Consider the following 23566-nt stretch of genomic DNA (forward strand, 5'->3'; position numbering starts at 1 on the left):
TAACTCCGTGCCTCAGGGGCACCAGTGGATCGAAAGAGGCGAACGCAGGAACGCATTGATCGGCATGCGCTGGTCGTCGTTGTCGCTGAGTGCCTGGCTCAGGGTGGCGAGCTTGGACTCGCCCTGGATGGCCAGGATCTGCACCCGCGCCCCCTGCAGCAAGGCGCGGGTCAGGGTCAGGCGCTGGTGCGGCACGGTCGGTGCCCACATCGGCAGGCAACGGCGCGTGCCAGCCGGGTCGAGCGCCTCGACCAGGTTCGCGCTGCCGGGGAACAACGAAGCCGTGTGGCCGTCGTCGCCCATGCCCAGCACCAGCACATCGATGGGCAGTATCAGCTCATGCAGGTAACGGTCAGCCTTGTCGGCCGCCTCTTCCAGGCTGGTCGCCTGCTGGTAGAGGCCGATGAACTGCGCCTTGGCCGCCGCGCCCTTGAGCAGGTGGCGACGCAGCAGGCCGGCATTGCTGTCGGGGTGCGACTCGGGCACCCAGCGTTCGTCGGCCAGGCTGACGGCCACTTTCGACCAGTCCAGCACCGCGCCACTCAGGGCTTCGAGGAAAGCCACCGGGCTGCGCCCGCCGGAGACCACCAGCAGCGCGCGGCCGCGTTCGATCAAGGCCTCGCGTAGCACGTCGGCCACCGCTTCGGCGAGGCCGCGAGCCTGCTCGGCGGCGTTGTTCCAGGTCTTCCAGGCCATGCCTTCAGCCAGTTGGGGTTCAAAGATCGCCATACCAGTCCCTCCCGTCGCGTGCGATCAGGGCAACCGAGGCCTGCGGCCCCCAGCTTCCGGCCGGATAGGGCTTGGGCTCCTCGCCCAGGCGCCCCCAACCGTCGATCAGGCCGTCGCACCATGTCCAGGCGGCCTCGATCTCATCCTTGCGGACGAACAGGTTCTGGTTGCCTTGCGTGACTTCCAGCAACAGTCGCTCGTAGGCATCCGGCGTGCGGGCGGTCTGGAAGGTTTCGGAGAAATTCAGTTGCAGCGGGCCGGTGCGCAGTTGCATGCCCTTGCCCAGGCCCTGGTCCTTGGTCATCACCTGCAGGGAAATGCCCTCGTCCGGCTGCAGGCGGATGATCAGCCGGTTGCTGATCAGCGAACGCTGCTCCGGGGCGAAGATGTAGTGCGGCGGTTCCTTGAAGTGGATGACGATCTGGGAATGCTTCTGCGGCATGCGCTTGCCGGTACGCAGGTAGAACGGCACGCCGGACCAGCGCCAGTTGCGGATATCCACGCGCAGGGCGACGAAGGTCTCGGCATCGCTGTTGGGGTTGGCGTTTTCCTCAGCGAGGTAGCCGGGCACCGCCTTGCCATCTATGTAGCCGGCGGTGTACTGGCCACGCACCACGCGGGTTGCCAGCTGTTCCGGGGCAATGGGCTCCAGCGCGCGCAGCACCTTCACCTTCTCATCGCGGATGCTGTCGGCGGTGAGGTCGGCCGGCGGATCCATGGCGATCAGGCAGAGCAGTTGCAGCAGGTGGTTCTGCACCATGTCACGCAACTGGCCGGCCTTGTCGAAGTAGCCCCAGCGGCCTTCGATGCCGACCTTCTCGGCCACGGTGATCTCCACGTGGGAGATGTGGTTCTGGTTCCACTGGGTCTCGAACAGGCTGTTGGCGAAGCGCAGCGCGATGAGGTTCTGCACCGTCTCCTTGCCCAGGTAGTGGTCGATCCGGTAGATGCGGTTTTCCGGGAAGAAGCGCGCCACCGCGTCGTTTACCGCGCGGGACGATTCCAGGTCGTGGCCGATGGGCTTTTCCAGGACGACCCGGGTGCGCTCCGCGAGGCCGACTGCGGCGAGGTTCTCGCAGATGCCGCCGAACACTGAGGCGGCAGTGGCGAAATAGGCGACCAGGGTCTTCTCCTCACCCACCAGTTCGGCCAGCGCCTGATAGGAACCGGCGTCGAGGAAATCCATGCTCAGGTGATGCAGCCGCGCCTGGAAGCGGGTCCAGACGGTTTCGTCCCACTCCTTTGCCGGCACGGCCTGGCGCAGGCGAGCCTCGATGGTCGCCAGCGGGGCCTCGCTGGCGCCGTCATCGCGGGCCAGGGCAAGAATGCGGGTATCGCGGTGCAGCAGGTCTTCGCGGTCGAGCTGGTAGAGCGCCGGCAGCAGCTTGCGCAGGGCGAGATCACCCAGGGCGCCGAACAGCGCAAGGGTGCAAGGTAGAACACGGACTTCAGGCATTTGTTGTTACCAACCAAATTTTGGACGATAGTTAGCCTTCTACGCCGGCATTAAGACAAATATGTAGTAATTAAACAACATATTTTTGCCGCTTCGCGCCACAGTTGGTCGACTGCCGGCCTGACGTTAGGATAGCGCCGCTGACCGTAGCCAACCGGTCAACCGTCGATTGCCAAGGAGCACGGATGAAAAACCTGCTGGAGCAGATCCAGAGCCGTCTGGAAGAGCTGAACAAGGCCGAGCGCAAGGTCGCCGAGGTGATCCTGCGCGACCCGCAGCAGGCCACGCGTTTCAGCATCGCCGCGCTGGCCCAGGCGTCCAGCGTCAGCGAGCCGACGGTGAACCGCTTCTGCCGCTCCTTCGGCATGAGCGGCTACCCGGAGCTGAAGATCCAGCTGGCCCAGAGCCTGGCCAGCGGCGCGGCCTTCGTGACCCAGGCGGTAGCCGCCGACGACGGCCCCGAGGCCTACACGCGGAAGATCTTCAGCAGCACCATCGCCTCGCTGGACAGCGCCCACAAGGTGCTCGACCCGAAACTGATCGACCGCGCCGTGGACCTGCTGATCCAGGCCCGGCAGATCCACTTCTTCGGCCTCGGCGCATCCAGTTCGGTGGCGCTGGACGCGCAGCACAAGTTCTTCCGCTTCAACCTGGCGGTATCGGCGCAGAGCGATGTGCTGATGCAGCGGATGCTCGCTTCGGTGGCGCACACCGGCGACCTGTTCGTGGTGATCTCCTACACCGGGCGCACCCGCGAGCTGGTGGACGTGGCGCACCTGGCGCGGCAGAACGGCGCCTCGGTGCTCGGCCTCACCGCCGCCGACTCGCCGCTGGCCCGCGCCAGCACCTTGAGCCTGGACATCCCGCTGCCCGAGGACACCGACATCTATATGCCGATGACTTCGCGGATCATCCAGCTCACCGTGCTCGACGTGCTCGCCACTGGCGTGACCCTGCGCCGCGGCGTGGACTTCCAGCCGCATCTGCGCAAGATCAAGGAGAGCCTGGTGCCGACACGCTACCAGCTCGACGAGGAAGGCTGAGGGAAATACAGCTTTCGCAGGAGCGCCCCTGGCGCCAGAGCAAGCCTGCAGGCGCGCGCCCACAGGCTTCTCTGAAAGGCGGCGCGCTCTGCAGGAAAGACTCCACGCCGTCAGTCATCCGCGCCCGGATCGAGCCCCGGGAACAGCACCTCGGTAAAACCGAACTTACTGAAATCAGTGATTCGCGACGGGTACAGACGGCCGATCAGGTGGTCGCACTCGTGCTGCACCACGCGGGCGTGGAAGCCCTCCACCGTACGGTCGATGGGCTGCCCCTGCGGGTCGAGCCCCTGGTAGCGAATGCTCCGGTAGCGGTTCACCACACCCCGCAGCCCCGGCACCGACAGGCAGCCTTCCCAGCCCTCCTCCAGCTCGTCACCGATGGGTGTGATCAGCGGGTTGAGCAGGATGGTCGGCGGCACCGCTGGCGCATCCGGATAGCGCTCGCTGCGCTCGAACCCGAAAATCACCAACTGCAGGTCGACGCCTATTTGCGGCGCAGCCAGGCCGACGCCGCCGACGTGGTGCATGGTCTCGAACATGTCATCGATCAGTTGCTGCAGCTCGGCGCTGCCGATCATCGACTCGGGCACCGGTGGGGCGATGCGCAGCAGGCGCTCGTCGCCCATCTTGAGAATCTCGCGGATCATCTCGGCCTCGCTCGCCGTTGCGTGAAAGCGGCATGCTTCCAATGAGAGCTGCATCCTCGGCCCCTGCAACCGGTCTGGCAAGCCCGCGACCGCCGGGCAGCACCCCGGAGCCGGCAGCGCCGCGGTGGTAGACTGATCTGCGACGACAACCATCGAACGACGGATATTTGCCGAATTTCACGGCAGATGGCGGTCGAACCCTGGGGGGAACTTTCATTCCGAGGGGCATGAGGTTCGTCATGAACAGGCATTACTACATCAGCGACAACCTGGACGATCTGGAGCAGGTCGAGCAGGAACTCAGCGAAAGCGGCATCGGCATCGAACAGATGCATGTGCTCAGCGACAGCGACGCGGAACTGCAGGAGCACCGCCTCCACGAAGTGCCCTCGATGATGAAGAAGGACGTGGTGCACTGGGGCAAGATCGGCCTGATGATCGGTGCCGCGCTGGCCGTGCTGGTACTGGTGGTCGGCTACCTGAGCGGCTGGACGCAGACGGCGGCCGGCTGGATTCCGGTGGTCTTCCTCGCCGCGGTGCTGCTGGGCTTCAGCCTGTGGGAAAGCAGCTTCTTCGGCCTGCAGCGTCCCAGCGGCGAGGTGCGCCGCTTCCAGGACAACCTGCAGGAAGGCCGCCACGTGTTCTTCGTCGATGTGAAACCCGACCAGGAGCCGGTGCTGGACATGGTGGTGCGCCATCATCCGCGCCTGGAGATCGCCGGCTTCGGCAGCGCCATGCCGGCCTGGTGGCTTTCCATGGAGCAGGCCTGGAACCGCTTCCGCCACATGATGTGATGAGCCCCAGCCGCGCGCCGGCGGCTGCACGCTCCTTCTCCGCGCCCTTGCGGCTTGCGGCTTGCCAGCCGCGGGCCGCGTAAAGCCTCTTGGCATAACGAGAACGGCTTCCGTTCAGGAATCATTCAGAAACCGTTAGCCTGCTATTGATTCATGTCAGCCGAGTGCCTCCGGTCGAACTCGAAACTATTCGAGTTCCCCATTACTCAGGAGGCTGGGACATGTCTTCATCGCCCAACCAGAAACTCGGCCTGGCCGCACTCACCGCACTGGTGGTCGGCTCCATGATCGGCGGCGGTATCTTCTCACTGCCGCAGACCGTCGCAAAAAGCGCCAGCCCCGGCGCCGTGCTGATCGGCTGGGCCATCAGCGGCATCGGCATGCTGATGCTCGCCTTCGTCTTCCAGAGCCTGTCCAACCGCAAGCCGGAACTGGACGCGGGCGTCTACGCCTACGCCAAGGCCGGCTTCGGCGACTACATCGGCTTCAACTCGGCCTGGGGCTACTGGATCAGTTCCATGCTCGGCAACGTCAGCTACTTCGTGCTGATCTTCAGCGCGCTGGGCTACTTCTTCCCGGTATTCGGCGAGGGCAACACGCTCATCGCCTTCGCCTGCTCGTCCCTGCTGCTGTGGGGCCTGCACTTCCTGATCCTGCGCGGGATCAAGCAGGCGGCCTTCATCAACCAGGTCACCACGGTCGCCAAGGTGGTGCCCATCGTGCTGTTCATCCTGATCGGCCTGGTGGCGTTCGACATGGACCTGTTCACCGCCGACTTCTGGGGCCACGGCCACATCGATTTCGACAGCGTGATGAGCCAGGTGCGCAACATGATGCTGATCACCGTCTGGGTGTTCATCGGCATCGAGGGTGCCAACCTGTATTCGGGTCATGCGAAGAAGCGCTCGGACGTCGGCACCGCCACGGTGATCGGCTTCGTCTCGGTGATGGCGCTGCTGGTGCTGGTGAACGTGCTGTCCATGGGCATGATGAACCAGGCGCAACTGGCCGGCCTGCCCAACCCGTCGATGGCCTACGTGCTGGAACACGTGGTGGGCCACTGGGGCGCGGTGCTGATCATCGCCGGCATGGTGGTCTCGCTGTTCGGCGCGCTGCTGGCGTGGATCCTGTTGAGCGCGGAGATCATGTTCGCCGCCGCGCAGGACCACACCCTGCCGAAGTTCCTCGCCCGCGAGAGCGACAAGGATGTGCCGGTGAACGCGCTGTGGATGAGCAACATCACGGTGCAGGTGTTCCTGGTGGTGACCCTGTTCGCCGCCAGCACCTACACCAGCCTGGTGTACCTGGCTGCCTCCATGGCGCTGCTGCCCTACCTGTTCTCCGCCGGCTACGCCGTGCTGCTGAGCCTGCGTGGCGAAGGCTATGACGGCTTGCTGCGCGAGCGCCGCAAGGACCTGGTAATCGGCGCCATCGCCCTCATCTACAGCCTGTGGCTGGTGTACGCCGGCGGCATGGACCACCTGCTGCTCTCGGCGTTGCTCTACACCCCGGGCGTGGTGCTGTTCATCATGGCCAAGCGCGAGCGGGGCGAGCGCGTGTTCAGCAAGGCGGAATGGCTGATCTTCGCCATCCTGCTGGCCGCGACCCTGGCCGCCGGCTACGGTCTGTATGCGGGTCAGCTGAGCCTCTGAGGCTGACTCCCGACGCCCGCGGTTCCAGCCGCGGGCTTTGGCTTTTCAAGGAGAAAAGAATGACCACGCCCACCGAGGTCACCGTCCACTCCAGCGCGGGAATCGATCAACAGCAATACCGCATCCGCCTGAGCTACAGCGTGGAGAACGCCGCCAGCCGCGATGCCCTGGTGAAGTTCGAACTGGACGGCGAGATCGACGGCCAGCCGTTCAAGGACGGCTTCGACCTGCCCGGCGACCTCGCCTTCAATTTTGCCGGCAGCGCCACGCGCATCCTCCGCCGCCACGGCCTGCGGGTCTGCCGCGGGCCGGTGCTGCGCTTTCGCAGGGAACATGACCGGGTGTTCGACGACCTGCGTCGTCAGCTGAAAGCCGAACCGGGCACGCCGGTCGACCTGCAGCGCATGGGCTCGCTGGCCCCGGCCGAACCGCGTTGCGCGGTGGCCGAATCCATCGTCCGCGGGCGCGGCTGAACCGGTCAGACCAGTTCGATACCGTCGTCGTGGATGACGATCAGGCCCTGCTTGAACAGGCCGCCGATGGCCTTCTTGAAGTTGCCCTTGCTGACGCCGAACTGCTGCGCGATGAGTTCCGGCGGGCTCTTGTCGCTGAGCGCCAGCTGGCCGCCAGCCTCGCGCAGGGCCTTGAGGATCTGCTCGCTCAGCGCATCGGACAGGCCGGCGCCCGCCGGTTGCAGGCTCAGGCTGATCTTGCCGTCGGCGCGCATTTCCTTGATGTAGCCGGTCTCGCGCAGACCGTTGCGCATGAACTTGAAGACTTCGTTCTTGTGGATCAGGCCCCAGTGCTTGCCGTCGATGATGGCCTTGTAGCCCAGGTCCGTGCGCTCGACGACGAGCAGGTCCACCTGCTGGCCAGCCTTGTAGTTGGCCGGGACGTTGTCCAGGTAGCGGTCCAGACGCGCGGTGGCGGTGATGCGACGGCTGCGCTCGTCGAGGTAGACGTAGACGACGCAGTAATCGCCGACCTGCAGCGGGCGCTTCTCTTCCGAGTGCGGCAGGAGCAGGTCCTTGGGCAGGCCCCAGTCGAGGAACAGGCCGACGCGGTTGACCTCCACCACCTTCAGACTGGCAAAGCCGCCGACCTGCACCTTGGGCTTCTGGGTGGTGGCGATCAGGCGGTCTTCGCTGTCCAGGTAGATGAACACATTGAGCCAGTCGCCCACTTCGGTGGGTTCGTTCTTCGGCACGTAGCGCTTGGGCAGCAGGATTTCGCCGTGGCTCTCGCCATCCAGGTAGAGACCGAAATCGGTGTGCTTGGCCACCTGCAACGAATTGAACCGACCTATGACTGCCATGACGCTTACCTCGTGAACGGGGCGGGCATTCTACGCGCATTGGCGCGTTCTGGCTGCCGCCGGTTGCCGGATCGGGTGCGCGTCGACGACGCGCAGCGCGGGCATGGCCCGCTCCTACAGCGGTTCTGCCTGGCCGAACTGTAGCTCGGCCAGGCGCGCATAGAGCGGGCTGCTGACCACCAGTTCGGCATGACGGCCCAGTGCGACAAGCCGGCCCTGCTCGATCACCGCGATGCGGTCGGCATTGAGCACCGTGGCCAGGCGGTGGGCGATCACCAGGGTGGTGCGGTCGCGCATCAGCCCCGGCAACGCCTGCTGGATCAGGTGTTCGCTCTCGGCGTCCAGCGCGCTGGTGGCTTCGTCGAGCAACAGGACAGGCGCATCCACCAGCAGCGCGCGGGCAATCGCCAGACGCTGGCGCTGGCCACCGGACAATCCCAGGCCGCTCTCGCCCAGGTGCGTCCGGTAGCCCTGCGGCAGGCGCAGGATGAACTCGTGGGCGTGGGCGGCGCGGGCGGCGGCCTCGACTTCCGCATCGCTGGCGCCGGGGCGGCCGTAGCGGATGTTTTCTTCCACCGTGCCGAAGAACAACGCGGGGTTCTGCGACACCAGCGCGAAGCTGCGACGCAGGTCCGTCGGGTCGAGCTGGGCGATGGGCTGGCCGTCGATCAGGATGCGCCCCTGCTGTGGGTCGTAGAAGCGCAGCAACAGGTCGAACAGCGTGGACTTGCCGGCGCCCGACGGGCCGACCAGCGCCAGGGTCTCGCCGGGTTCCACGCGCAGGTCGATGCCGTCGATGGCCCACTGCTCGGGGCGCGACGGATAGGCGAAACGCACGCCCTGCATCTCGATGCTGCCGACGATACGCTCCGGCAGCTGCAACAGGTCATTGGCCGGCGCATGGATTTCGCTGCGCGCACGCAGCAGCTCGGCAATGCGCTCGGCGGCACCGGCCGCGCGCTGCAATTCCCCGATCACTTCGCTCAGGGTGCCGAAGGCCATGCCGACTATCAGGCTGTAGAACACGAAGGCCGCCAGGTCGCCGGGGCTGATGCGCCCGGCGATCACGTCCATGCCGCCGACCCAGAGCATCACGCCGACCGCACCGAGCACCAGCAGGATCACCACGCTGACCAGCCAGGAGCGCTGCATGATGCGCTTGCGCGCGGTGTCGAAGGCGTCCTCCACGGTTCGGCCGAAGCGCGCACGGTCCTGCGCCTGGTGGTTGTAGGCCTGCACCGTCTTGATCTGGCCAAGGGATTCGCCGACATAGCTGCCCACGTCCGCCACGCGGTCCTGGCTGAGCCGCGACAGGCTGCGCACGCGGCGGCCGAACAGCAGGATCGGCGCGATCACCAATGGCAGCGAGGCGACCACGATGCTGGTCAGCTTGGCGTTGGTGAAGAACATCAGGATGATCCCGCCCAGCAGCATCAGCACATTGCGCAGCGCCATGGACAGCGAGGAGCCGATCACCGACTGCAGCAGCGTGGTGTCGGCGGTCAGCCGCGACTGGATCTCCGAGGAACGGTTGTTCTCGTAGAAACCGGGATGCAGCTCGATCAGGTGATCGAACACGCGCTGGCGGATGTCGGCGACGAAGCGCTCGCCGATCCACGACACCAGGTAGAAGCGCACGAAGGTGCCCACCGCCAGGCACAGCACCAGCAGGAAAAAGATGCCGATGGCGCGGGTGAGCAGTTGCTCGGACTGGGTGATGAAGCCCTGATCCACCAGCAGGCGGATGCCCTGCCCCAGGGACAGGGTGATGGCGGCAGTGAACAGCAGCGCCAGCAGAGCACCGAGGGCGCGCCAGCGATAGGGTGCGAGGAATGAACGGGCCAGGCGCAGGGCATTGCGCTGGCGGGACGACAACAGGGACATGGCGGGCTCGGGACGGCCGGAATGGGCAGAGGGTAGCACCGCGACAGCGCACCGCGCGAAGGACGATTCAGGCAGGCTAATGGGACCGTTCGTTCCATAACCGCCCCGAAAGCTGCTCGTTTGATGTACAATGGGCGGCCAATTTGCGCAGACAGGTATGGCAGATATGACTACCAAGCCCTCCACCCGCCAGAAAGCCGCCCCCAAGGCTCCCGCCGCTACCGCCACCAGCGAAGCCCTGGAAGCCCAGATCGCCGCCTTCCTGAACTCCGGCGGTGAGATCCAGCAGATCGCCAAGGGCGTGACCGGTCAGAACTACGGCGCACCGAGCCGCCACATCAGCCTCGGCAAGAAGTAATACTCGCAGGCAAGCCTGCCGGCTCCCGGCAGGCTGCCCGCCTCCTCCGCAGCACCCGCCCCGCGTTACCCTTTCTGGCTTCCCTCCCTCGTTACACCAAGGCTTTCGCAATTCCCGACGCCTCATATTGCCTCCGCGCCTTGCACTCGGGCAGAGTCCGCCCATAGTCAGGACTGGGCCGACACGCGGCCCCATTGCAAGGAGCTCCCCATGCTGCCCTCTCCGGAAAAGCTGCTGTCGCGCAACCTGCTCGATGTGCTGATCCGCGCCGGCCTGATCCTGCTGCTGGCCGTGTTCTGCTTCCAGATCTTCCATCCCTTCCTCGACCTGATGCTCTGGTCGGTGATCCTCGCCATCACCCTCTACCCGCTGCACCAGCTGCTCAGCGGCTGGCTGGGTGAGCGCCCGAACAGCGCAGCCAGCCTGATCGTGCTGTTGGGCCTGGTGATCCTGCTGGTGCCGGTGGTGGTGATCGGGCTGTCCATGGCCGATTCGGTGCGCGACCTGGTCCACGCGATCCAGAACCGCACCCTGCAGATCCCACTGCCGCCGGAGTCGGTGCAGAACTGGCCGGTGATCGGGCAGTACGTCTATCCCTTCTGGAACCGCGTAGCCACCGACTTCATGGGCGTCGCGCACCAGCTGGCACCGCACCTGCAGGGCGTGGCGAAGAAGGTTGCCGGGCAAGCAGCGGGCGTCGGCATGGGCTTGATGCAGTTCCTTGCCGCCTTCGTCATCGCCGGGGTGATCATGGCCTACGGCAAGCTGGGCAGTCAGACCTCCTGCGACATCGCCGTGCGCATCTCCGGCCCCGACCGTGGGCCCGGCCTGGCCGCACTGTGCACGGCGACCATCCGCGCGGTGGCCCAGGGCGTGGTGGGTGTGGCCTTCATCCAGACGCTGATCCTCGGCCTGGGCTTCATCGTCATGGGTATCCCCGGCGCCGGCCTGCTGGCCCTGGGCGTTTTGCTGCTGGGGATCACCCAGCTGCCAGTGGTGCTGGTTACCCTGCCGGCGGTGGCCTACGTGTTCATGACCAACGATTCGCTGCTGGTGTCCATCCTGTTCACCATCTGGACCGTCGCCGGCGGCCTCTCCGACAACGTGCTCAAGCCGCTGATGTTCGGCCGCGGCAGCAAGGTGCCGATGGCAGTGATCCTGATCGGCGCCCTGGGTGGCATGCTCAGCAATGGCATCATCGGCCTGTTCGTCGGCCCGGTGGTACTGGCCCTGGGTTACGAGCTGTTCATGTCCTGGGTCCGCGAGCGCGAGGCGCCCGTGGCGCTACCGATCGAGACGCAGGGCGAGACGCCGCCCGCCCCCTGATCTCCCTGCCCGCGGCGCAAGCTGCGGGCCCCACCCTGCAATGGAATGCACAAGATGTCCCGACGCTGTTCCCTCACCGCTGCCCTGCTCGCCGCCGGGCTGCTGCTCTCCCCGCTGGCCTTCGCCGAAGAAGCCGCCATCGTCTGGCCGGCGGCGGTCAACGCCGCCGACCAGCAGCGCCTGACCACCCTCGACGCCCAGGTCAAGCAACTGCTCGACCAGCTCCAGCAGAGCGACGACGAAACCACCCGCAACGAAGCGCTGAACCTCTACCGCATCGTGCTGGAAGACCCGGAACCGCTGACCGACGCCGCCCTGACCGGCAACTGGAAGTGCCGCTCGGTCCAGCTCGAAGCACAGGCACTGTATGGCTATCCGAACTTCAAGTGCTCGGTGCGGCAGACGCCCAAAGGCCTGTTCCTGGAGAAGACCAGCGGCTCGCAGCGAATCAGCGGCTACCTGCAACGCCTGGACGACAAGCAACTGGTGTTCGTCGGTGGCGCTTCGGTGAACGAAGACCCACAGGTCGGCTACAGCGGCCTGGAACAGGCCGCGGCGCGCGAGAGCGACGTGGTCGGCGTAGTGCGCAACTCCCATGACGGCTTCGTGCTGCTGGTGCCCGAACAGCTCGGCGGCTACAACCTGTTCCGCTTCACCCGCTGAGGCCTTCCTCGCCAGCAAAGGCTCAGAGCAGCGCCACCATCTCCTTGAGTGTCACCGCCCAGGTGCCCTTGGTATTGAGGTAGCGATAACCGAAGCGCGAACCGTTGGCCTGGGTGGTGAGCACTGCATTCCAGGCCAGCCCGCGCTGCAGGTCGTGGGCCGGGTCGAGGAGGAAGAAGGCGTCGTCGCTCATCCCCACCGCCAGACACCAGTGGCGGATATCGCTGTCCTTGCGACCGTGAAAGCCCAGCACCACCGGGATGTTCTCCTCCAGGTGCCGGCGGGTCAGTTCGATCATCCGCGTGCCGTTGTCGCGCTCGACGCGGTACTCCTTGTCGCTGATGACCTTGAGCAGCTCCAACAGGTCCGCGCCGGTGGTGCCGACGCGCACCAGCGTCTCGTGCTCATTCAGCGCCTCCATCAGCCGCCCGTAGCGGGTCCGCGAATCCACCGGCGCCAGCCCCTTGGCCTGGCGCCGTGCCAGCTGGTTGCGGGCGAGCATCGCCATCACCAGGCAGTAGGGCCCGCAGGCGCCGTCCATGTCGCCCTGGCGCAGGTGTACCTTCTCGCCGCGCCGGTTGATCAGGCCGCCAGTGCCGTGCTCGTCCAGGTCCCAGCCCAGGCCGTCGATCAGGGTGATCCGCATCGCGCTTCCTCGTTGCTTGCTCTGAGCTTGTGACCGGACGCCGCGCGGATCATTCCACCGGCTTGCGGTTACAATGGACGTTTTCCCCTGCCTGGTTGCCCGAAATGTCCGAAGCCATCCGCCTGTCCAAGCGTCTCGCCGAGCTGCTGCCCTGTTCGCGCCGCGACGCCGAGCTGTACATCGAGGGTGGCTGGGTCACGGTGGATGGCCAGCGCGTGGAGGAACCGCAGTTCAAGGTCGACACCCAGCGCATCGAGCTGCTGCCGGGCGCCTCGCCCGACCCGATTCCGCCGGTGACCATCCTCGTGCACAAACCGGTCGGCCTGGGCAGCGGCAACGGCGCCAACTCCGCCCAGCAACTGCTGACGCCGGACAAGCGCTGGAGCGAGGACAACCTGCAGCAGCGCCTGCTGCGCAAGCACTTCGGCCACCAGTTCAACACCACCGTGCTGGAAACCGACGCCAGTGGCCTGCTGGTCTACACCCAGAGCCGCGGCGTGCAGCGCCGGCTGGTGGACGAGGCGGACAACATCGAGCACGAGTACGTGGTCGAGGTCAGCGGGCAGATCGCCGACAACGGCCTGAAGCGCCTCTGCCGTGGGATGGTGATCGACGGCCGCGAGCTGCCGCCGCTGAAGGTCAGCTGGCAGAGCGAGACCCGCCTGCGCTTCGCCGGCAAGCAGTTCCGCCCCGGCCAGATCGCCGCCATGTGCCGTGCGGTCGGCCTGCACGCCCTGTCGATCCGCCGCCTGCGCCTGGGCGGCGTGGCCATGGGCAAGCTGCCCGTCGGCCAGTGGCGCTTCCTGCAGCCGGGCGAGAAGTTCTGAGCGTCTACCCGACCAAGGTCGCAGGCGCCCGTGAATAGCCAGGGCGCCTCTCTAAGTCGAGGCTTCCAGCCGCTATCGATAACATCGATAGTCACCAGTCGACGCATTCAGTTCTCTTGATTCTCCGCGCACGGCATCTTGGCCCCATCAACTCGCTGGCAGGAGATTCGCCGGTCCCGCAATTGGGCCGCAGGGGCGAAGGAGCTACCCGCGACAGTCGCCCCAACGGATCGTCAAGAGGACACCACCATGCAAGTCATTCTCGATTTCCTGCTGCTCGTTGGCTCCCTGGTAGAGCTGCTGCTGTACGTCGCCCTGGCCAGCGTCGTGCTCGCCACCACGCTGCTCGCCGGTGGCATCGCCGTGCTGACCCTGCGCTCGCCGGGCTCCGCCGTGGTGATTCCCGACCGTCGCCCCTCGGTCAGCCGCCAGCCGCGCCCGGCGGTGAAACACCAACTGGCCCGGCCGGTACTGGTCGCCGTAGCGAACGAACCGATCCTGGCGAAAACCGCCTGAATCAGTCCTCGATCCGCTTGGGATAGCCCCCGAGCGCGGCCCCCAGGTCGCGCTCCAGTTCCCCGTCCTGCTGGCCGCCGTTGTCCATCATCCAGCGCACCCGCTCCAGCGTTTCCGGCGCCGACATATCACCGACGAAGCGCTGCGACTCCTCCACCAGTGCCGCCTGATCCGCCGCCGTCACCTGCTCCAGCAGCGCCTTCACATGGGCGATGCCCGCTGCCGGGAAGCCCGCAATGCGTCGCGCCAGCGCCTCGCAGAACCCTTCCAGCTCCGCGTCCGCCAGCGCGCGGTTGATCCAGCCATAACGTTCTGCGGTGTCCGCATCGAAATCCGCGCCGCCCAGACAGACCTCCAACGCCCTGCCCCGCCCCAGCATTTGAGCCAGGCGCACCGTGCCGCCCGCACCGGGCAACAGGCCGACTGCCACTTCCGGTTGGCCGAGCAGTGCGCGCTCGCGGGAGGCGAAGCGCATGTCCAGCGCCAGCAGGAATTCACTGCCAGCCCCGCGCGCGCGGCCACGCAGCTCACCGATGGTCACCTGCGGTAGCCGGCTGAAGCGGCTGAACAGCGCGCTGAGCGGGCTGGCCATGCCGGCGGGCAGCTTCATCGGCGGTGCGTCCAGCTGGCTGCCGAGGTCATAGTGGGCCAGAAAGAAGTCCGGGTTGGCGCTGCGGAATATCACCACGCGGGTATCGCTGTCGCGCTCCAGTTCATCGGCCAAGTGTAGCAGGTCGATGACCATGGCGCGGTCGACCAGGTTGATCGGCGGGTGACGGAAGCTCACCACGGCAACGCCGTCGCGGTCTTCGCGGGTGAAAGTGCGGTAGTCGCTCATCGATGGGGCCTCCCTTGCGAAGGCCCGAGGATGCGCCGGGGCGCGCGTGGCACCCCAGCAATATCGATGCGCGGAATGGCCGGTCAGTGGTGACCTATGCCCTGGTCTTCCAGGTGATCCGCCTCGAACAGCGTCTCCAGTTCCTTGCGCGCCTCGCGGGCGGTCTGGATCACCGCGGTGTCGTCGTCGTAGACGCGGTACTGGGCCATCAGCACCGCCTCGTCGTGGCGCTTGAAGCGGCGGATGCGCGCGGCGACCTGTTCCTCGGTCAGGCCCAGGCCGGTGAGCAGCAGGCGGCTCATCTCCAGGCTCGAGTGGAAGGTCTCGCGCACCGGCGTCGCGTCGGCATCCAGCAGGTGGTAGACGTGCTGGCGGTTGCGGGCCCGGCCGATGACCTTCAGGTGCGGGTAGAGCTTGCGCACCAGCCGCGCGGTCTCGATGTTGGTCTGCGGATCGTCCGTGGCGACGACGAAGAACTCGGCCTTCTCCACCTGCGCGGCGCGGAGGATTTCCGGGCGCAGCGGGTCGCCGTAGAAGATCGGGATGTTGCCGTAGCTGCGGGTCAGCTCGATGGTGTCCACCGAGGTGTCCAGCGCGACGAAGGGCACGCCCTGGGCGCGCATGATACGCGCGACCACCTGGCCCATCCGGCCCATGCCGGCGATCACCACGCGCGGTGCGTCATCCGGCAACTGGCGGTATTCGGGCGGCGGCTCGCGCAGCACAGCGGGCTTGGGCTTGATGCTGCGCGCCAGGGCCAGCACCAGCAGCGGGGTCATCGCCATCGACAGGGTGATGCACAGCACCAGCAGCGAGTGCAGCTTGCCGTCCATCAGCCCCTGGGCCAGGGCCAGCTTGAACACCACGAAGGCGAACTCGCCGCCGGCGCCCAGCAGCACGCCCAGGCGGATCGCCGAGACCTTGTCCAGGCCACCGGCCAGCCGGCCAATCAGGAACAGCAGCGGCAGCTTGATGCCCACCAGCAACAGGGTCAGGCCGAGCACCACGAAGGGCTCGCTCCGGAGCAGGCCGAGGTCGGCGCTCATGCCCACGCTGATGAAGAACAGGCCGAGCAGCAGGCCCTTGAAGGGTTCGATCTGCGCTTCCAGTTCGTGGCGGTACTCCGAGTCCGCCAGCAGCAGGCCGGCAAGGAAGGCACCCAGGCCCATGGAAACGCCGGCCCACTCCATCAGCCAGGCAGTGCCGACCACCACCAGCAGCGCAGTGGCGGTGGACAGGTCGGCCTGGCCGGTGCGAGCCACCGAGCGGAACACCGGGCGCAGCAGGAAGCGGCCGCCGATCACCACCACGGCGATGCTGCCGACCACTTCCAGCACGTGGCCCAGGTCACCGCCCGGTGCCGCCGAATCGGCGCGCGCGCCCAGCAGGGGGATCATGGCGATCAGCGGGATGGCGGCGATGTCCTGGAACAGCAGGATGGCGAAACCGAGGCGGCCGTACGGGCTGTTCAGCTCCTTGCGCTCGGCGAGGATCTGCAGGCCGAAGGCAGTGGACGACAGCGCCAGGCCACCGCCCAGCACCACGGAGGTATTCACCGGCAGGTCGAAGGCCAGTACCGCGACGCTACCAATAGCCAGCGCGGTGAGCAGCACCTGTGCCAGACCGACGCCGAACACCTGCTTGCGCATCACCCACAGGCGCTTGGGCGAAAGCTCCAGGCCGATGATGAAGAGCAGCAGCACCACGCCCAACTCGGACAGGCTGGCGACGCTTTCGGGGTTGTCGATCAGCCCCAGCAGCGACGGGCCGATGAATACCCCGGCGAGCAGGTAGCCGAGCACGGCGCCCAATTGCAGGCGCTTGGCCAGCGGCACCATGAACACCGCCGCGAGCAGGAAGACCACTGCCGACTGCAGGTAATTCGTCCCATGTTCCATCGATCAAGACTCCTTGGAAGGGTTGGGGCGAAGCGAAGATCCACCCACGTCGTTCATTTCACACATCCAGCGCCACGCCCTCGGCCAGCAGGTGCCGCTGGAACTGCCCGGCCAGGGCATCCACCTGCTTCCACGGCTGCTCGTAGCGCTCATCCAGCGCCACATGGCTGCTGGCGCGCACACGGGCTTCGAGCCCGCAGTGCTCGTAGAAGGCGTTCACCGCGGCCACCATCGGCTCGCGTTGGTTTTCCATCAGGATGGCGCCGTGGGCCAGCACCACATAACGCCCGTCGCTGGGCCGGCGGCGCCAGCGCTGGGCGGTGCCCACCAGCTTGCGACCCCCGAGGTTGACGTTGTAGCGACCATCGCAGAACGCGCCGTCCACTTCCCCCAGTCCCGGATCGAGGCCCAGGGCCGCCAGCCAGTCGCACAGTGGCTGGCACAGGCGCAGGTACGCGGTCTCGATGCGCGTCTGCTCGTTGTCGCCCGGCGGGATCGCGTAGACCAGCGCGACATTGAGCACTGCGGCGGACTGCGGTACCGGCTCGCCACCGGTGTCACGCAGGGCAATCGGCCAGCCGAGGCCGGCGCAGGCGGCCTCGGCGGCGGCAAAGCCCTCCAGGCGACTCAGCCGGCGCGGCATCACCAGGGACTGTTCCAGCGGGCTCCAGAACAGCAGGCCGCTGTCGCGCTCACCGGCGAAGGTGGCATCGAGCAGCGCGCGCTCGGCGTCCAGGCCCTGTTGCGCCGACAGTCGTTGCACTCTATTCATGACAGCGTCCTGGGGATTCATGACAGCGTCCTTGGATAAACCGGGTTGCGGACTATGCCCGCCGAGGGCCTATCCGACAATGTTCCGGGCCAATTTGTTGCCGCGCTTGGAAATTTCAGCGTAGCGGGCTGTGACTGTCGCGGTGTCGCGCCAAGTCACGCCGATTTCAATCCACGCCGCAGCGAGGCGGCGCTGCGTCTATCCTGCTAGGGCCGGCACTTGCGCAGGAGGCCAGAGCCCGTGTCCAGGACGTTGCTGCAGCGTCTGCACCACGCCATTGCCGTCAACGACGCGCTGGCGCTGCCGATCGCCCGGGAAAACCTGCGGCGTCTGTACGTCTCCGCCCTGCTGGCGGTGCCCTTCGACCTGGTCCACATCCTGGTTTTCCGCCTCAACCTGCAGGGTTCCAGCCCCGAATACGACGGCTGGCGGCTGGACATCATCCGCGTTCACGCCACGGTCGCCGTGTTCTTCAGCCTGCTCGGCCTCCTCGCCTGGCTGGCCTCCCCGCCCCGACGCCACGCGCCGCTGTGGTACATGCAGACCTTGACGATACTGGGCAGCATCCTGCTGCTGGGATTCGGCATCGCCATCACCGGCGCCGACCAGCAGGTCACCAGCAGCATTACCCCCTTCCTGATGGCCTCAGTGGCCACCTCGCTGATCATCCTGTTGCGCCCGAGCCTGGCCGTCACGCTCTATATCCTCGCGCTGGCCGTCTTCGAGCTGACCATGACGCTGACCCAGGCCAGCCCGCAGCTGCGCCTGTCGAACCAGATGGGCGGGCTGACCATCTGCGGAATCGGCCTGGTGCTGTCGTTCATCCTCTGGCACGGCCATGTGCGCAACCTGCGCCAGCGCGAGTTCCTCCGCCAGCAACGGCTGGAGCTGGAGGAAAAGAACCGCCAGCTGGAATACCTTGCCGGCCACGATCCCCTGACCGGGCTGTTCAACCGCCGCCAGTTCGACCAGCTGGTAGGCATGGAACTGTCGCGCGCCGCCCGCCAACCGGCGCCGATCAGCCTGCTCATGGTGGACCTGGATCATTTCAAGTTCATCAACGACCGCTACGGCCACCCGCTGGGCGACGAGGTCATTCGCCACACCGCCAGCCTGCTGAGGAACTACACCCGAACCGGCGACAGCGTGGCGCGCCTGGGCGGCGAGGAATTCCTGCTGCTGTTGCCCGACACCTCACAGCCCCAGGCACGGGTCATCGCCGAGAAGGTTCGCCGGCTGCTGGAGGAAACCCCGCTGCCGATGAAGGACGGCCTGCTCTACCTCACCGCGAGCTTCGGCATCGCCTGCCTGGAGGCCGGCATACCGGGCACTTATGAGGGGCTCTACGCGGCGGCGGACAAGGCGCTGTACAAGGCCAAGGCGAGCGGACGCAACCGGGTGGAGGTGATAGAGCTGGGGACGGAGATGGGGACGTTTGATTGAGAGCCCGAACCTGCGGCAATCCGCTCCTACGCCAATGAACGCGACGGAGCCGAACTGTAGGAGCGCGCCATGCGCGCGATCGTGGGCATGGCCCGTTCCTACAGGGAGGTATTTGCTCGGATCAGTCCTTGCGCTACTGCGCGTACTTGCGCGTCAGCCCCGGCGGTACGCCGCTGCTGTCGGTCTCGGTCCAGGGACCTTGCGGGCCGACGCCCCAGTACCAGCCATTGTCCCAGTGGTAGTAGGTGCGCTGGCGATAGTAGAGGTCCTTCTGGCCCTGGATCACGTAGACGCCGAGGCTGGCGTCCCAGCGGCCCTTGCCGCCGGGCGGCGGGGCGAACTGGGTCGGGCGCTTGGCGGCAGGCGCTGCGCTGGGCTGCGGGGTAATCGGCGAGCTGGAGGTCTTGGCCGGCGGGATCGGCTTGCTCGGCTGCGAGGGCGGCGGCATCTGCGAAGGCGGCTGCTCCGGCTGCTGCGGCTGCACCACGCAACCACCCAGTACCAGCATGGCGCCCAGCGCCAGCAATCTGCCCTTCATCGCTCAACCCTCTCTTGTCGTGATTACTTCTGATCCGGGCTGTCGATTGTCACGCTCTGCTCGCCCGCCTGAGAAGTAGACAACGAAGCACTTCGTCCGATCCATTCCCCGGCAGTGGCGTTGCCCGCGCGGGAGATGCGCGCGACCAGCTGCACCTGCGGATGCTGGGAGAGCTTGAGCTGCGGCATCATCGCGTCGGCATCGCTGAGCGACACCTCGCTGGGCAGGTCGGCGACCTTCAGGCGTTTCACCGCCAGCGGCATCGGCGGACCACTCACCGCGCGGGCAAAGACGAATACGCTGTCGTCCGGCTTGACCTGGCCCTTCACGGCGTCGGTCAGGTCGACCTTCACCTTCAGGGTCACGCCAGCGGTGGCGGCAGCAACCGGGGCTTCGGGCGGAGTCTGGCCCTTCTCGACCATGCGCTGGCGAGCGCGCTCTATGCCACCGGCGATGGCGTCGCGGGACGGGTCGTCCTGCGGCAGCACGGTGACCAGGCGGCCCCAGTAGTCGATGGCGTCGGCATACTTCTCGTCTTCGAACGCGGCGATGCCGAGCAGGCCGAGGGTGGTGACTTCCTGCGGGTCCTTCTTCAACGCTTCGTCGGCGAGGTCGCGGACCTGCTGGCTGAGCGCTTTGTCACCGGCGAAGTACAGCGCCTGGGCCCACTGGCCGAGCACTTCCGGCTGGCGGCCGGAGAGGCGCGCGGCCTGTTCGAAGGCCTTGGCAGCATCGGCGGCGCGGTTCTGGGTCATGTAGGCACGACCAAGGAAGTACCAGCCTTCGGCGGAGTCCGGCTGGGCCTTCAGCGAACGCTCCAGGCGCGAGGTCATCTCTTCCATGGACTTGGGCGCGGTGGCGAACTCGCGGGCCAGTTCGACCTTGTCGCTGGCGCCCCAGTGCAGGTAGAGCCCCAGGGCGAGGAACGGCAGAACCACCGCGACCACCAGCGGCGCAGCACGGCCCAGGCGGGAACGGCGGTCGTCGCTGGCGCCTTCGGTGTCGGAGAGCAACTCGCGGGCCGCTTCGGCGCGGCCGGCCTCGAACTGCGCCTCGTCCAGGGTGCCGGCGTCACGCTGACTGGCCAGCTCGGCCAGGCGTTCCTGGTACAGGGCGACGTTGAGGGCGGTGCGGTCTTCCTCGGCCTGGGCCTTGCGGCCACGCAGCAGAGGGACGAGGAGAAATGCCAGGGCCACCAGCAACAGGAGGCCGGCGGCGAGCCAGAAATCGATCATTTGTCTTGGTTATCCAGCAATTGGTCGAGACGCGCCTGCTCCTCGGCGGACAGCGTGGTGGAAGTGGCAGCAGCCGGGCGACGGCGGCGGGCGACGATGGCGCCGATGACGATCACACCCAGGCCCAGCAGTGCGGCAGGACCGAACCAGAGCAGCCAGGTGCGCTCGCTGACTTCGGGCTTGTAGCGCACGAACTCGCCGTAGCGGTCGACCATGTAGTCGATGATCTGCTGGTTGCTCTTGCCGGCCTCCATCTGGGTGTAGATCTGCTTGCGCAGGTCAGCGGCGATCGGCGCGTTGGAGTCGGCGATGTCCTGGTTCTGGCACTTGGGGCAGCGCAGCTCGGTGGTCAGGTCGCGGAAGCGCGCGCGCTCGGCGTCATTGGCGAACTCGTAGGTGTCGATGGCGGCGTGGGCGATGCCGGTGAGGCACAGCCCCAGCGCTGCAGCAGCGAGCAGACGCTTCATTTGCCCTCCGCTTCGTCGACCAAGCCCTGGTAGATCGGCGCCAGCTGTTCACGCCAGACCTTCTCGTCGACGGCGCCGACCAGCTTGTGGCGGATGATGCCGTCCTTGTCGATGATGTAGGTCTCCGGCGCGCCGTAGACGCCCAGGTCGAGGCCCAGGGTGCCCTGCGCATCGGCGATGTTCATCAGGTAGGGATTGTGCAGCTCCTTGAGCCACTTCTGCGCGGCGGCGCCGTCGTCCTTGTAGTTGATGCCGTAGATCACCACGCCCTTGGCGGCGAGATCGGTGAGCACCGGGTGCTCGAAGCGGCAGGTCGGGCACCAGGTGCCCCAGACGTTGACCAGTGCCGGCTTGCCCTTGAGGTCGGCCTCGGTGTAGGTCTTGCCCGGCTCGGTGACGCTGGGCAAGGAGAATGCCGGGAACGGCTTGCCGATCAGCGCCGAGGGCAACTCGCTGGGGTCCAGCCACAGGCCGCGGAAGAGGAATACCGCGACGACCAGGAAGATCGCCAGGGGCAACAGCAGGATCGCACGCTTCACACTCAGGCTCCCTGTCCGGCGAGGCCCAGGGCCTCGCGTACACGCGTTTTCACTTTCAACCGGTAGCGACGGTCCAGCGCCGCCAGCACGCCGCCCAGGGCCATCAGCAGGCCGCCGAGCCAGATGAAGCGCACGAAGGGCTTGATGTGCACGCGCACCGCCCAGGCACCGTTGTCCAGCGGCTCACCCAGGGCGACGTAGAGGTCGCGGGTGAGGCTGCCGTGGATGCCGGCCTCGGTCATCATCGAGTTCTGCACGCTGTAAAGGCGCTTCTCCGGGTGCAGCACCGCCACTTCCGAGCCCTTGCGGGTCACGCGGATGGTGCCCTTGTCCGAGGTGAAGTTCGGCCCCTCGAAGTGATGGGTGCCCTCGAAGCGGAACTGGTAACCGGCCAGCTCCACCGACTCGCCCGGCGCCATGCGCAGATCGCGCTGGGCGCTGAACTGGCTGGTGAGCACCACGCCAATGGCGCAGATGGCGATACCGAAGTGCGCCAGCTGCATGCCCCAGTAACTGCGGTTGAGGCCTGCAGCGCCGGCGATCACACCCTTGTGGCGGACCTTGTCGAAGAAGTCGCGCAGACCGGCTAGCACCACCCACGCGGCGAGCATGAAGACGGCCAGAACTTCCCAGTGCAGCTCGCCATACAGGAAGCTGCCGAGGCCGCCCAGCACCACGGTGCCGATCAGCACCGGGGTGAGCATGTTGCGCAGCCAGCGGGTCGGGGTGTCCTTCCAGCGCACCAGCACGCCGACCGCCAGGGCCAGCATGAGAATGGCGATCAGCGGCACGAACAGCGCGTTGAAGTACGGCGGGCCGACCGACAGCTTGGCGCCGCTGATGGCGTCGAGCACCAGCGGATAGAGGGTGCCCAGCAGGATCATCGAGGCGGTGACCACCAGGATCAGGTTGTTCAGCAGCAGCAGGGTCTCACGGGACCACAGGGCGAAGCCGACCTGGCTCTTGACCACCGGCGCGCGCAGGGCGAACAGGGTCAGCGAACCACCGACCACCACCAGCAGGAAGGCGAGGATGAACACGCCGCGCTCGGGGTCCGAGGCGAAGGCGTGCACCGAGGTCAGTACGCCGGAGCGGACCAGGAAGGTGCCCAGCAGGCTCAGGGAGAAGGCCGCGATGGCCAGCAGCACGGTCCAGCTCTTGAACACGCCGCGCTTCTCGGTCACCGCCAGCGAATGGATCAGCGCGGTGCCCACCAGCCAGGGCATGAAGGAGGCGTTTTCCACCGGGTCCCAGAACCACCAGCCGCCCCAACCCAGTTCGTAGTAGGCCCACCAGGAGCCGAGCACGATGCCGACGCCGAGGAAGGTCCAGGCCACCAGGGTCCAGGGACGCGACCAGCGTGCCCAGGCAGCGTCGAGGCGGCCGCCGAGCAGTGCGGCGATGGCGAAGGCGAAGGCCACCGAGAAGCCCACGTAGCCCATGTAGAGCATCGGCGGGTGGATGATCAGCCCTGGGTCCTGCAGCAGCGGGTTGAGGTCGTTGCCGTCCGCCGGCACCTGCGGCAGCAGGCGGCTGAAGGGATTGGAGGTGATGATCAGGAACAGCAGGAAGCCGGTGCTGATCATGCCCATCACGGCGAGCACGCGGGCCAGCATCACTTCCGGCAGCTGGCGGGAGAACACCGACACGGCGAAGGTCCAGCCGCCGAGGATCAGCGCCCAGAGCAGCAGCGAACCTTCGTGGGCGCCCCATACGGCACTGAACTTGTAGTACCAGGGCAGCGCGCTGTTGGAGTTGCTGGCGACGTAGGCCACCGAGAAATCATCGTGGAGGAAGGCCCAGGTCAGGCAGCCGAAGGAGAACAGCAGGAAGGCGAACTGCCCCCAGGCTGCCGGGCGCGCCAGGCTCATCCACTGCCGATCGCCGCGCCAGGCGCCGACCAGCGGGAAGAACGACATCACCAGTGCCATGCACAGCGCGAGGATCAGCGAGAGGTGGCCGAGTTCAGGAATCATC

Annotated in this window: 24 protein-coding genes; 10 read left to right on the plus strand and 14 right to left on the minus strand. The window is 66.7% G+C overall.

All coding sequences use genetic code 11. The features are described 5' to 3' along the window. Window positions 1-12 precede the first annotated feature (12 nt). Together pgl and zwf are read right to left on the minus strand one after the other, a co-directional pair. Window positions 13-729: a 6-phosphogluconolactonase gene (gene pgl, locus J2T47_RS26190; RefSeq protein ID WP_253453266.1), complete on the minus strand. Its 717-nt coding sequence runs from the start codon at window positions 727-729 to the stop codon at window positions 13-15. Continuing rightward, window positions 716-2185: a glucose-6-phosphate dehydrogenase gene (gene zwf, locus J2T47_RS26195; RefSeq protein ID WP_253453268.1), complete on the minus strand. Its 1470-nt coding sequence runs from the start codon at window positions 2183-2185 to the stop codon at window positions 716-718. Before zwf ends, pgl begins: the two co-directional genes overlap by 14 nt. A 185-nt stretch (window positions 2186-2370) precedes the next feature. Here zwf and J2T47_RS26200 point away from each other — a divergent pair, with 185 nt between their 5' ends. Next, window positions 2371-3228, plus strand: a complete 858-nt coding sequence (locus J2T47_RS26200; protein WP_253453270.1) for a MurR/RpiR family transcriptional regulator — start codon at window positions 2371-2373, stop codon at window positions 3226-3228. A 110-nt stretch (window positions 3229-3338) separates the two neighbouring features. On the opposite strand, the gene def is transcribed toward J2T47_RS26200, so the two are convergent. Beyond that, the gene (gene def, locus J2T47_RS26205) at window positions 3339-3878 is read right to left on the minus strand and encodes a peptide deformylase (RefSeq protein ID WP_253453272.1); all 540 of its coding nucleotides are present in this window, start codon (window positions 3876-3878) and stop codon (window positions 3339-3341) included. A 239-nt stretch (window positions 3879-4117) separates the two neighbouring features. Here def and J2T47_RS26210 point away from each other — a divergent pair, with 239 nt between their 5' ends. The 3 genes from J2T47_RS26210 to J2T47_RS26220 all read left to right on the plus strand — a co-directional run bounded on the left by J2T47_RS26210 (window position 4118) and on the right by J2T47_RS26220 (window position 6797). Next, window positions 4118-4672 (plus strand): magnesium transporter, encoded by a 555-nt coding sequence (locus J2T47_RS26210; protein WP_253453275.1) that lies wholly within the window; start codon window positions 4118-4120, stop codon window positions 4670-4672. Window positions 4673-4893: 221 nt separating this feature from the next. Beyond that, window positions 4894-6324: an arginine-ornithine antiporter gene (arcD, locus tag J2T47_RS26215; protein WP_253453276.1), complete on the plus strand. Its 1431-nt coding sequence runs from the start codon at window positions 4894-4896 to the stop codon at window positions 6322-6324. A gap of 59 nt (window positions 6325-6383) precedes the next feature. Next, complete coding sequence (locus J2T47_RS26220) at window positions 6384-6797, plus strand: DUF5064 family protein (RefSeq protein WP_253453277.1); 414 nt, start codon at window positions 6384-6386, stop codon at window positions 6795-6797. Window positions 6798-6802: 5 nt separating this feature from the next. On the opposite strand, the gene J2T47_RS26225 is transcribed toward J2T47_RS26220, so the two are convergent. Both J2T47_RS26225 and J2T47_RS26230 read right to left on the minus strand, forming a co-directional pair. Continuing rightward, window positions 6803-7639 carry a CvfB family protein gene (locus J2T47_RS26225; protein WP_253453278.1) on the minus strand — a complete coding sequence of 279 codons (837 nt, stop codon included), beginning with the start codon at window positions 7637-7639 and terminating at the stop codon, window positions 6803-6805. 114 nt (window positions 7640-7753) lie between these two features. After that, window positions 7754-9523, minus strand: a complete 1770-nt coding sequence (locus J2T47_RS26230) for an ABC transporter transmembrane domain-containing protein (protein WP_253453279.1) — start codon at window positions 9521-9523, stop codon at window positions 7754-7756. 157 nt (window positions 9524-9680) lie between these two features. On the opposite strand from J2T47_RS26230, the gene J2T47_RS26235 reads away from it, so the two are divergent. The 3 genes from J2T47_RS26235 to J2T47_RS26245 all read left to right on the plus strand — a co-directional run bounded on the left by J2T47_RS26235 (window position 9681) and on the right by J2T47_RS26245 (window position 11870). Then, window positions 9681-9881, plus strand: a complete 201-nt coding sequence (locus J2T47_RS26235; RefSeq protein ID WP_024765957.1) for a hypothetical protein — start codon at window positions 9681-9683, stop codon at window positions 9879-9881. Between the two features lie 210 nt (window positions 9882-10091). Continuing rightward, the gene (locus tag J2T47_RS26240; RefSeq protein ID WP_253453280.1) at window positions 10092-11207 is read left to right on the plus strand and encodes an AI-2E family transporter; all 1116 of its coding nucleotides are present in this window, start codon (window positions 10092-10094) and stop codon (window positions 11205-11207) included. Between the two features lie 54 nt (window positions 11208-11261). Further along, window positions 11262-11870, plus strand: a complete 609-nt coding sequence (locus J2T47_RS26245; protein ID WP_253453281.1) for a DUF4893 domain-containing protein — start codon at window positions 11262-11264, stop codon at window positions 11868-11870. A gap of 22 nt (window positions 11871-11892) precedes the next feature. On the opposite strand, the gene J2T47_RS26250 is transcribed toward J2T47_RS26245, so the two are convergent. Beyond that, window positions 11893-12516: a hypothetical protein gene (locus J2T47_RS26250; RefSeq protein ID WP_253453283.1), complete on the minus strand. Its 624-nt coding sequence runs from the start codon at window positions 12514-12516 to the stop codon at window positions 11893-11895. Window positions 12517-12620: 104 nt separating this feature from the next. Here J2T47_RS26250 and J2T47_RS26255 point away from each other — a divergent pair, with 104 nt between their 5' ends. Beyond that, window positions 12621-13343, plus strand: coding sequence for an RNA pseudouridine synthase (locus tag J2T47_RS26255; protein WP_253453285.1), 723 nt, complete (start codon window positions 12621-12623; stop codon window positions 13341-13343). A 249-nt stretch (window positions 13344-13592) separates the two neighbouring features. Then, window positions 13593-13859 (plus strand): hypothetical protein, encoded by a 267-nt coding sequence (locus J2T47_RS26260; protein WP_138215053.1) that lies wholly within the window; start codon window positions 13593-13595, stop codon window positions 13857-13859. Between the two features lies 1 nt (window position 13860). Here the strand turns inward: J2T47_RS26260 and J2T47_RS26265 are convergent, their stop codons facing one another. The 3 genes from J2T47_RS26265 to J2T47_RS26275 all read right to left on the minus strand — a co-directional run bounded on the left by J2T47_RS26265 (window position 13861) and on the right by J2T47_RS26275 (window position 17367). Continuing rightward, window positions 13861-14697 (minus strand): enoyl-CoA hydratase/isomerase family protein, encoded by an 837-nt coding sequence (locus J2T47_RS26265; protein ID WP_253453288.1) that lies wholly within the window; start codon window positions 14695-14697, stop codon window positions 13861-13863. Between the two features lie 83 nt (window positions 14698-14780). Next, complete coding sequence (locus tag J2T47_RS26270; RefSeq protein ID WP_253453290.1) at window positions 14781-16595, minus strand: monovalent cation:proton antiporter-2 (CPA2) family protein; 1815 nt, start codon at window positions 16593-16595, stop codon at window positions 14781-14783. Between the two features lie 58 nt (window positions 16596-16653). Continuing rightward, the gene (locus J2T47_RS26275) at window positions 16654-17367 is read right to left on the minus strand and encodes a lipoate--protein ligase family protein (RefSeq protein ID WP_253453299.1); all 714 of its coding nucleotides are present in this window, start codon (window positions 17365-17367) and stop codon (window positions 16654-16656) included. 240 nt (window positions 17368-17607) lie between these two features. Between J2T47_RS26275 and J2T47_RS26280 the strand changes: the two genes are divergently transcribed. Further along, the gene (locus J2T47_RS26280; RefSeq protein WP_253453301.1) at window positions 17608-18810 is read left to right on the plus strand and encodes a GGDEF domain-containing protein; all 1203 of its coding nucleotides are present in this window, start codon (window positions 17608-17610) and stop codon (window positions 18808-18810) included. A gap of 133 nt (window positions 18811-18943) precedes the next feature. On the opposite strand, the gene J2T47_RS26285 is transcribed toward J2T47_RS26280, so the two are convergent. The 5 genes from J2T47_RS26285 to J2T47_RS26305 are packed head-to-tail and all read right to left on the minus strand — an operon-like array spanning window position 18944 to window position 23565. Continuing rightward, window positions 18944-19348, minus strand: a complete 405-nt coding sequence (locus J2T47_RS26285; RefSeq protein WP_253453303.1) for a hypothetical protein — start codon at window positions 19346-19348, stop codon at window positions 18944-18946. A gap of 23 nt (window positions 19349-19371) precedes the next feature. Next, on the minus strand, window positions 19372-20583 hold the full coding sequence (ccmI, locus tag J2T47_RS26290; RefSeq protein ID WP_253453305.1) for a c-type cytochrome biogenesis protein CcmI: 1212 nt from the start codon (window positions 20581-20583) through the stop codon (window positions 19372-19374). After that, window positions 20580-21050 (minus strand): cytochrome c-type biogenesis protein, encoded by a 471-nt coding sequence (locus tag J2T47_RS26295; protein WP_253453307.1) that lies wholly within the window; start codon window positions 21048-21050, stop codon window positions 20580-20582. Before J2T47_RS26295 ends, ccmI begins: the two co-directional genes overlap by 4 nt. Further along, window positions 21047-21589, minus strand: a complete 543-nt coding sequence (gene dsbE, locus J2T47_RS26300) for a thiol:disulfide interchange protein DsbE (RefSeq protein ID WP_015476576.1) — start codon at window positions 21587-21589, stop codon at window positions 21047-21049. The genes J2T47_RS26295 and dsbE overlap by 4 nt, the downstream gene beginning before the upstream one ends. Window positions 21590-21591: 2 nt before the next feature. Beyond that, on the minus strand, window positions 21592-23565 hold the full coding sequence (locus tag J2T47_RS26305; RefSeq protein ID WP_253453309.1) for a heme lyase CcmF/NrfE family subunit: 1974 nt from the start codon (window positions 23563-23565) through the stop codon (window positions 21592-21594). Window position 23566 lies beyond the last annotated feature (1 nt).

Origin of the sequence: Pseudomonas nitroreducens, assembly GCF_024170165.1 — a bacterium.
GTDB lineage: Bacteria > Pseudomonadota > Gammaproteobacteria > Pseudomonadales > Pseudomonadaceae > Pseudomonas > Pseudomonas nitroreducens_C.

Bases quoted from the DNA above. Each gene is read 5' to 3' on its own strand.
- J2T47_RS26210 (WP_253453275.1), top strand. From the start codon at position 4,118: ATGAACAGGCATTACTACATCAGCGACAACCTGGACGATCTGGAGCAG.
- J2T47_RS26295 (WP_253453307.1), bottom strand. From the start codon at position 21,050: ATGAAGCGTCTGCTCGCTGCTGCAGCGCTGGGGCTGTGCCTCACCGGC.
- J2T47_RS26255 (WP_253453285.1), top strand. From the start codon at position 12,621: ATGTCCGAAGCCATCCGCCTGTCCAAGCGTCTCGCCGAGCTGCTGCCC.
- arcD (WP_253453276.1), top strand. From the start codon at position 4,894: ATGTCTTCATCGCCCAACCAGAAACTCGGCCTGGCCGCACTCACCGCA.
- J2T47_RS26285 (WP_253453303.1), bottom strand. From the start codon at position 19,348: ATGAAGGGCAGATTGCTGGCGCTGGGCGCCATGCTGGTACTGGGTGGT.
- zwf (WP_253453268.1), bottom strand. From the start codon at position 2,185: ATGCCTGAAGTCCGTGTTCTACCTTGCACCCTTGCGCTGTTCGGCGCC.
- J2T47_RS26220 (WP_253453277.1), top strand. From the start codon at position 6,384: ATGACCACGCCCACCGAGGTCACCGTCCACTCCAGCGCGGGAATCGAT.
- J2T47_RS26240 (WP_253453280.1), top strand. From the start codon at position 10,092: ATGCTGCCCTCTCCGGAAAAGCTGCTGTCGCGCAACCTGCTCGATGTG.
- J2T47_RS26200 (WP_253453270.1), top strand. From the start codon at position 2,371: ATGAAAAACCTGCTGGAGCAGATCCAGAGCCGTCTGGAAGAGCTGAAC.
- def (WP_253453272.1), bottom strand. From the start codon at position 3,878: ATGATCCGCGAGATTCTCAAGATGGGCGACGAGCGCCTGCTGCGCATC.
- J2T47_RS26260 (WP_138215053.1), top strand. From the start codon at position 13,593: ATGCAAGTCATTCTCGATTTCCTGCTGCTCGTTGGCTCCCTGGTAGAG.
- J2T47_RS26235 (WP_024765957.1), top strand. From the start codon at position 9,681: ATGGCAGATATGACTACCAAGCCCTCCACCCGCCAGAAAGCCGCCCCC.
- J2T47_RS26225 (WP_253453278.1), bottom strand. From the start codon at position 7,639: ATGGCAGTCATAGGTCGGTTCAATTCGTTGCAGGTGGCCAAGCACACC.
- J2T47_RS26245 (WP_253453281.1), top strand. From the start codon at position 11,262: ATGTCCCGACGCTGTTCCCTCACCGCTGCCCTGCTCGCCGCCGGGCTG.
- J2T47_RS26275 (WP_253453299.1), bottom strand. From the start codon at position 17,367: ATGAATAGAGTGCAACGACTGTCGGCGCAACAGGGCCTGGACGCCGAG.
- pgl (WP_253453266.1), bottom strand. From the start codon at position 729: ATGGCGATCTTTGAACCCCAACTGGCTGAAGGCATGGCCTGGAAGACC.
- ccmI (WP_253453305.1), bottom strand. From the start codon at position 20,583: ATGATCGATTTCTGGCTCGCCGCCGGCCTCCTGTTGCTGGTGGCCCTG.
- J2T47_RS26265 (WP_253453288.1), bottom strand. From the start codon at position 14,697: ATGAGCGACTACCGCACTTTCACCCGCGAAGACCGCGACGGCGTTGCC.
- J2T47_RS26250 (WP_253453283.1), bottom strand. From the start codon at position 12,516: ATGCGGATCACCCTGATCGACGGCCTGGGCTGGGACCTGGACGAGCAC.
- J2T47_RS26305 (WP_253453309.1), bottom strand. From the start codon at position 23,565: ATGATTCCTGAACTCGGCCACCTCTCGCTGATCCTCGCGCTGTGCATG.
- J2T47_RS26270 (WP_253453290.1), bottom strand. From the start codon at position 16,595: ATGGAACATGGGACGAATTACCTGCAGTCGGCAGTGGTCTTCCTGCTC.
- J2T47_RS26230 (WP_253453279.1), bottom strand. From the start codon at position 9,523: ATGTCCCTGTTGTCGTCCCGCCAGCGCAATGCCCTGCGCCTGGCCCGT.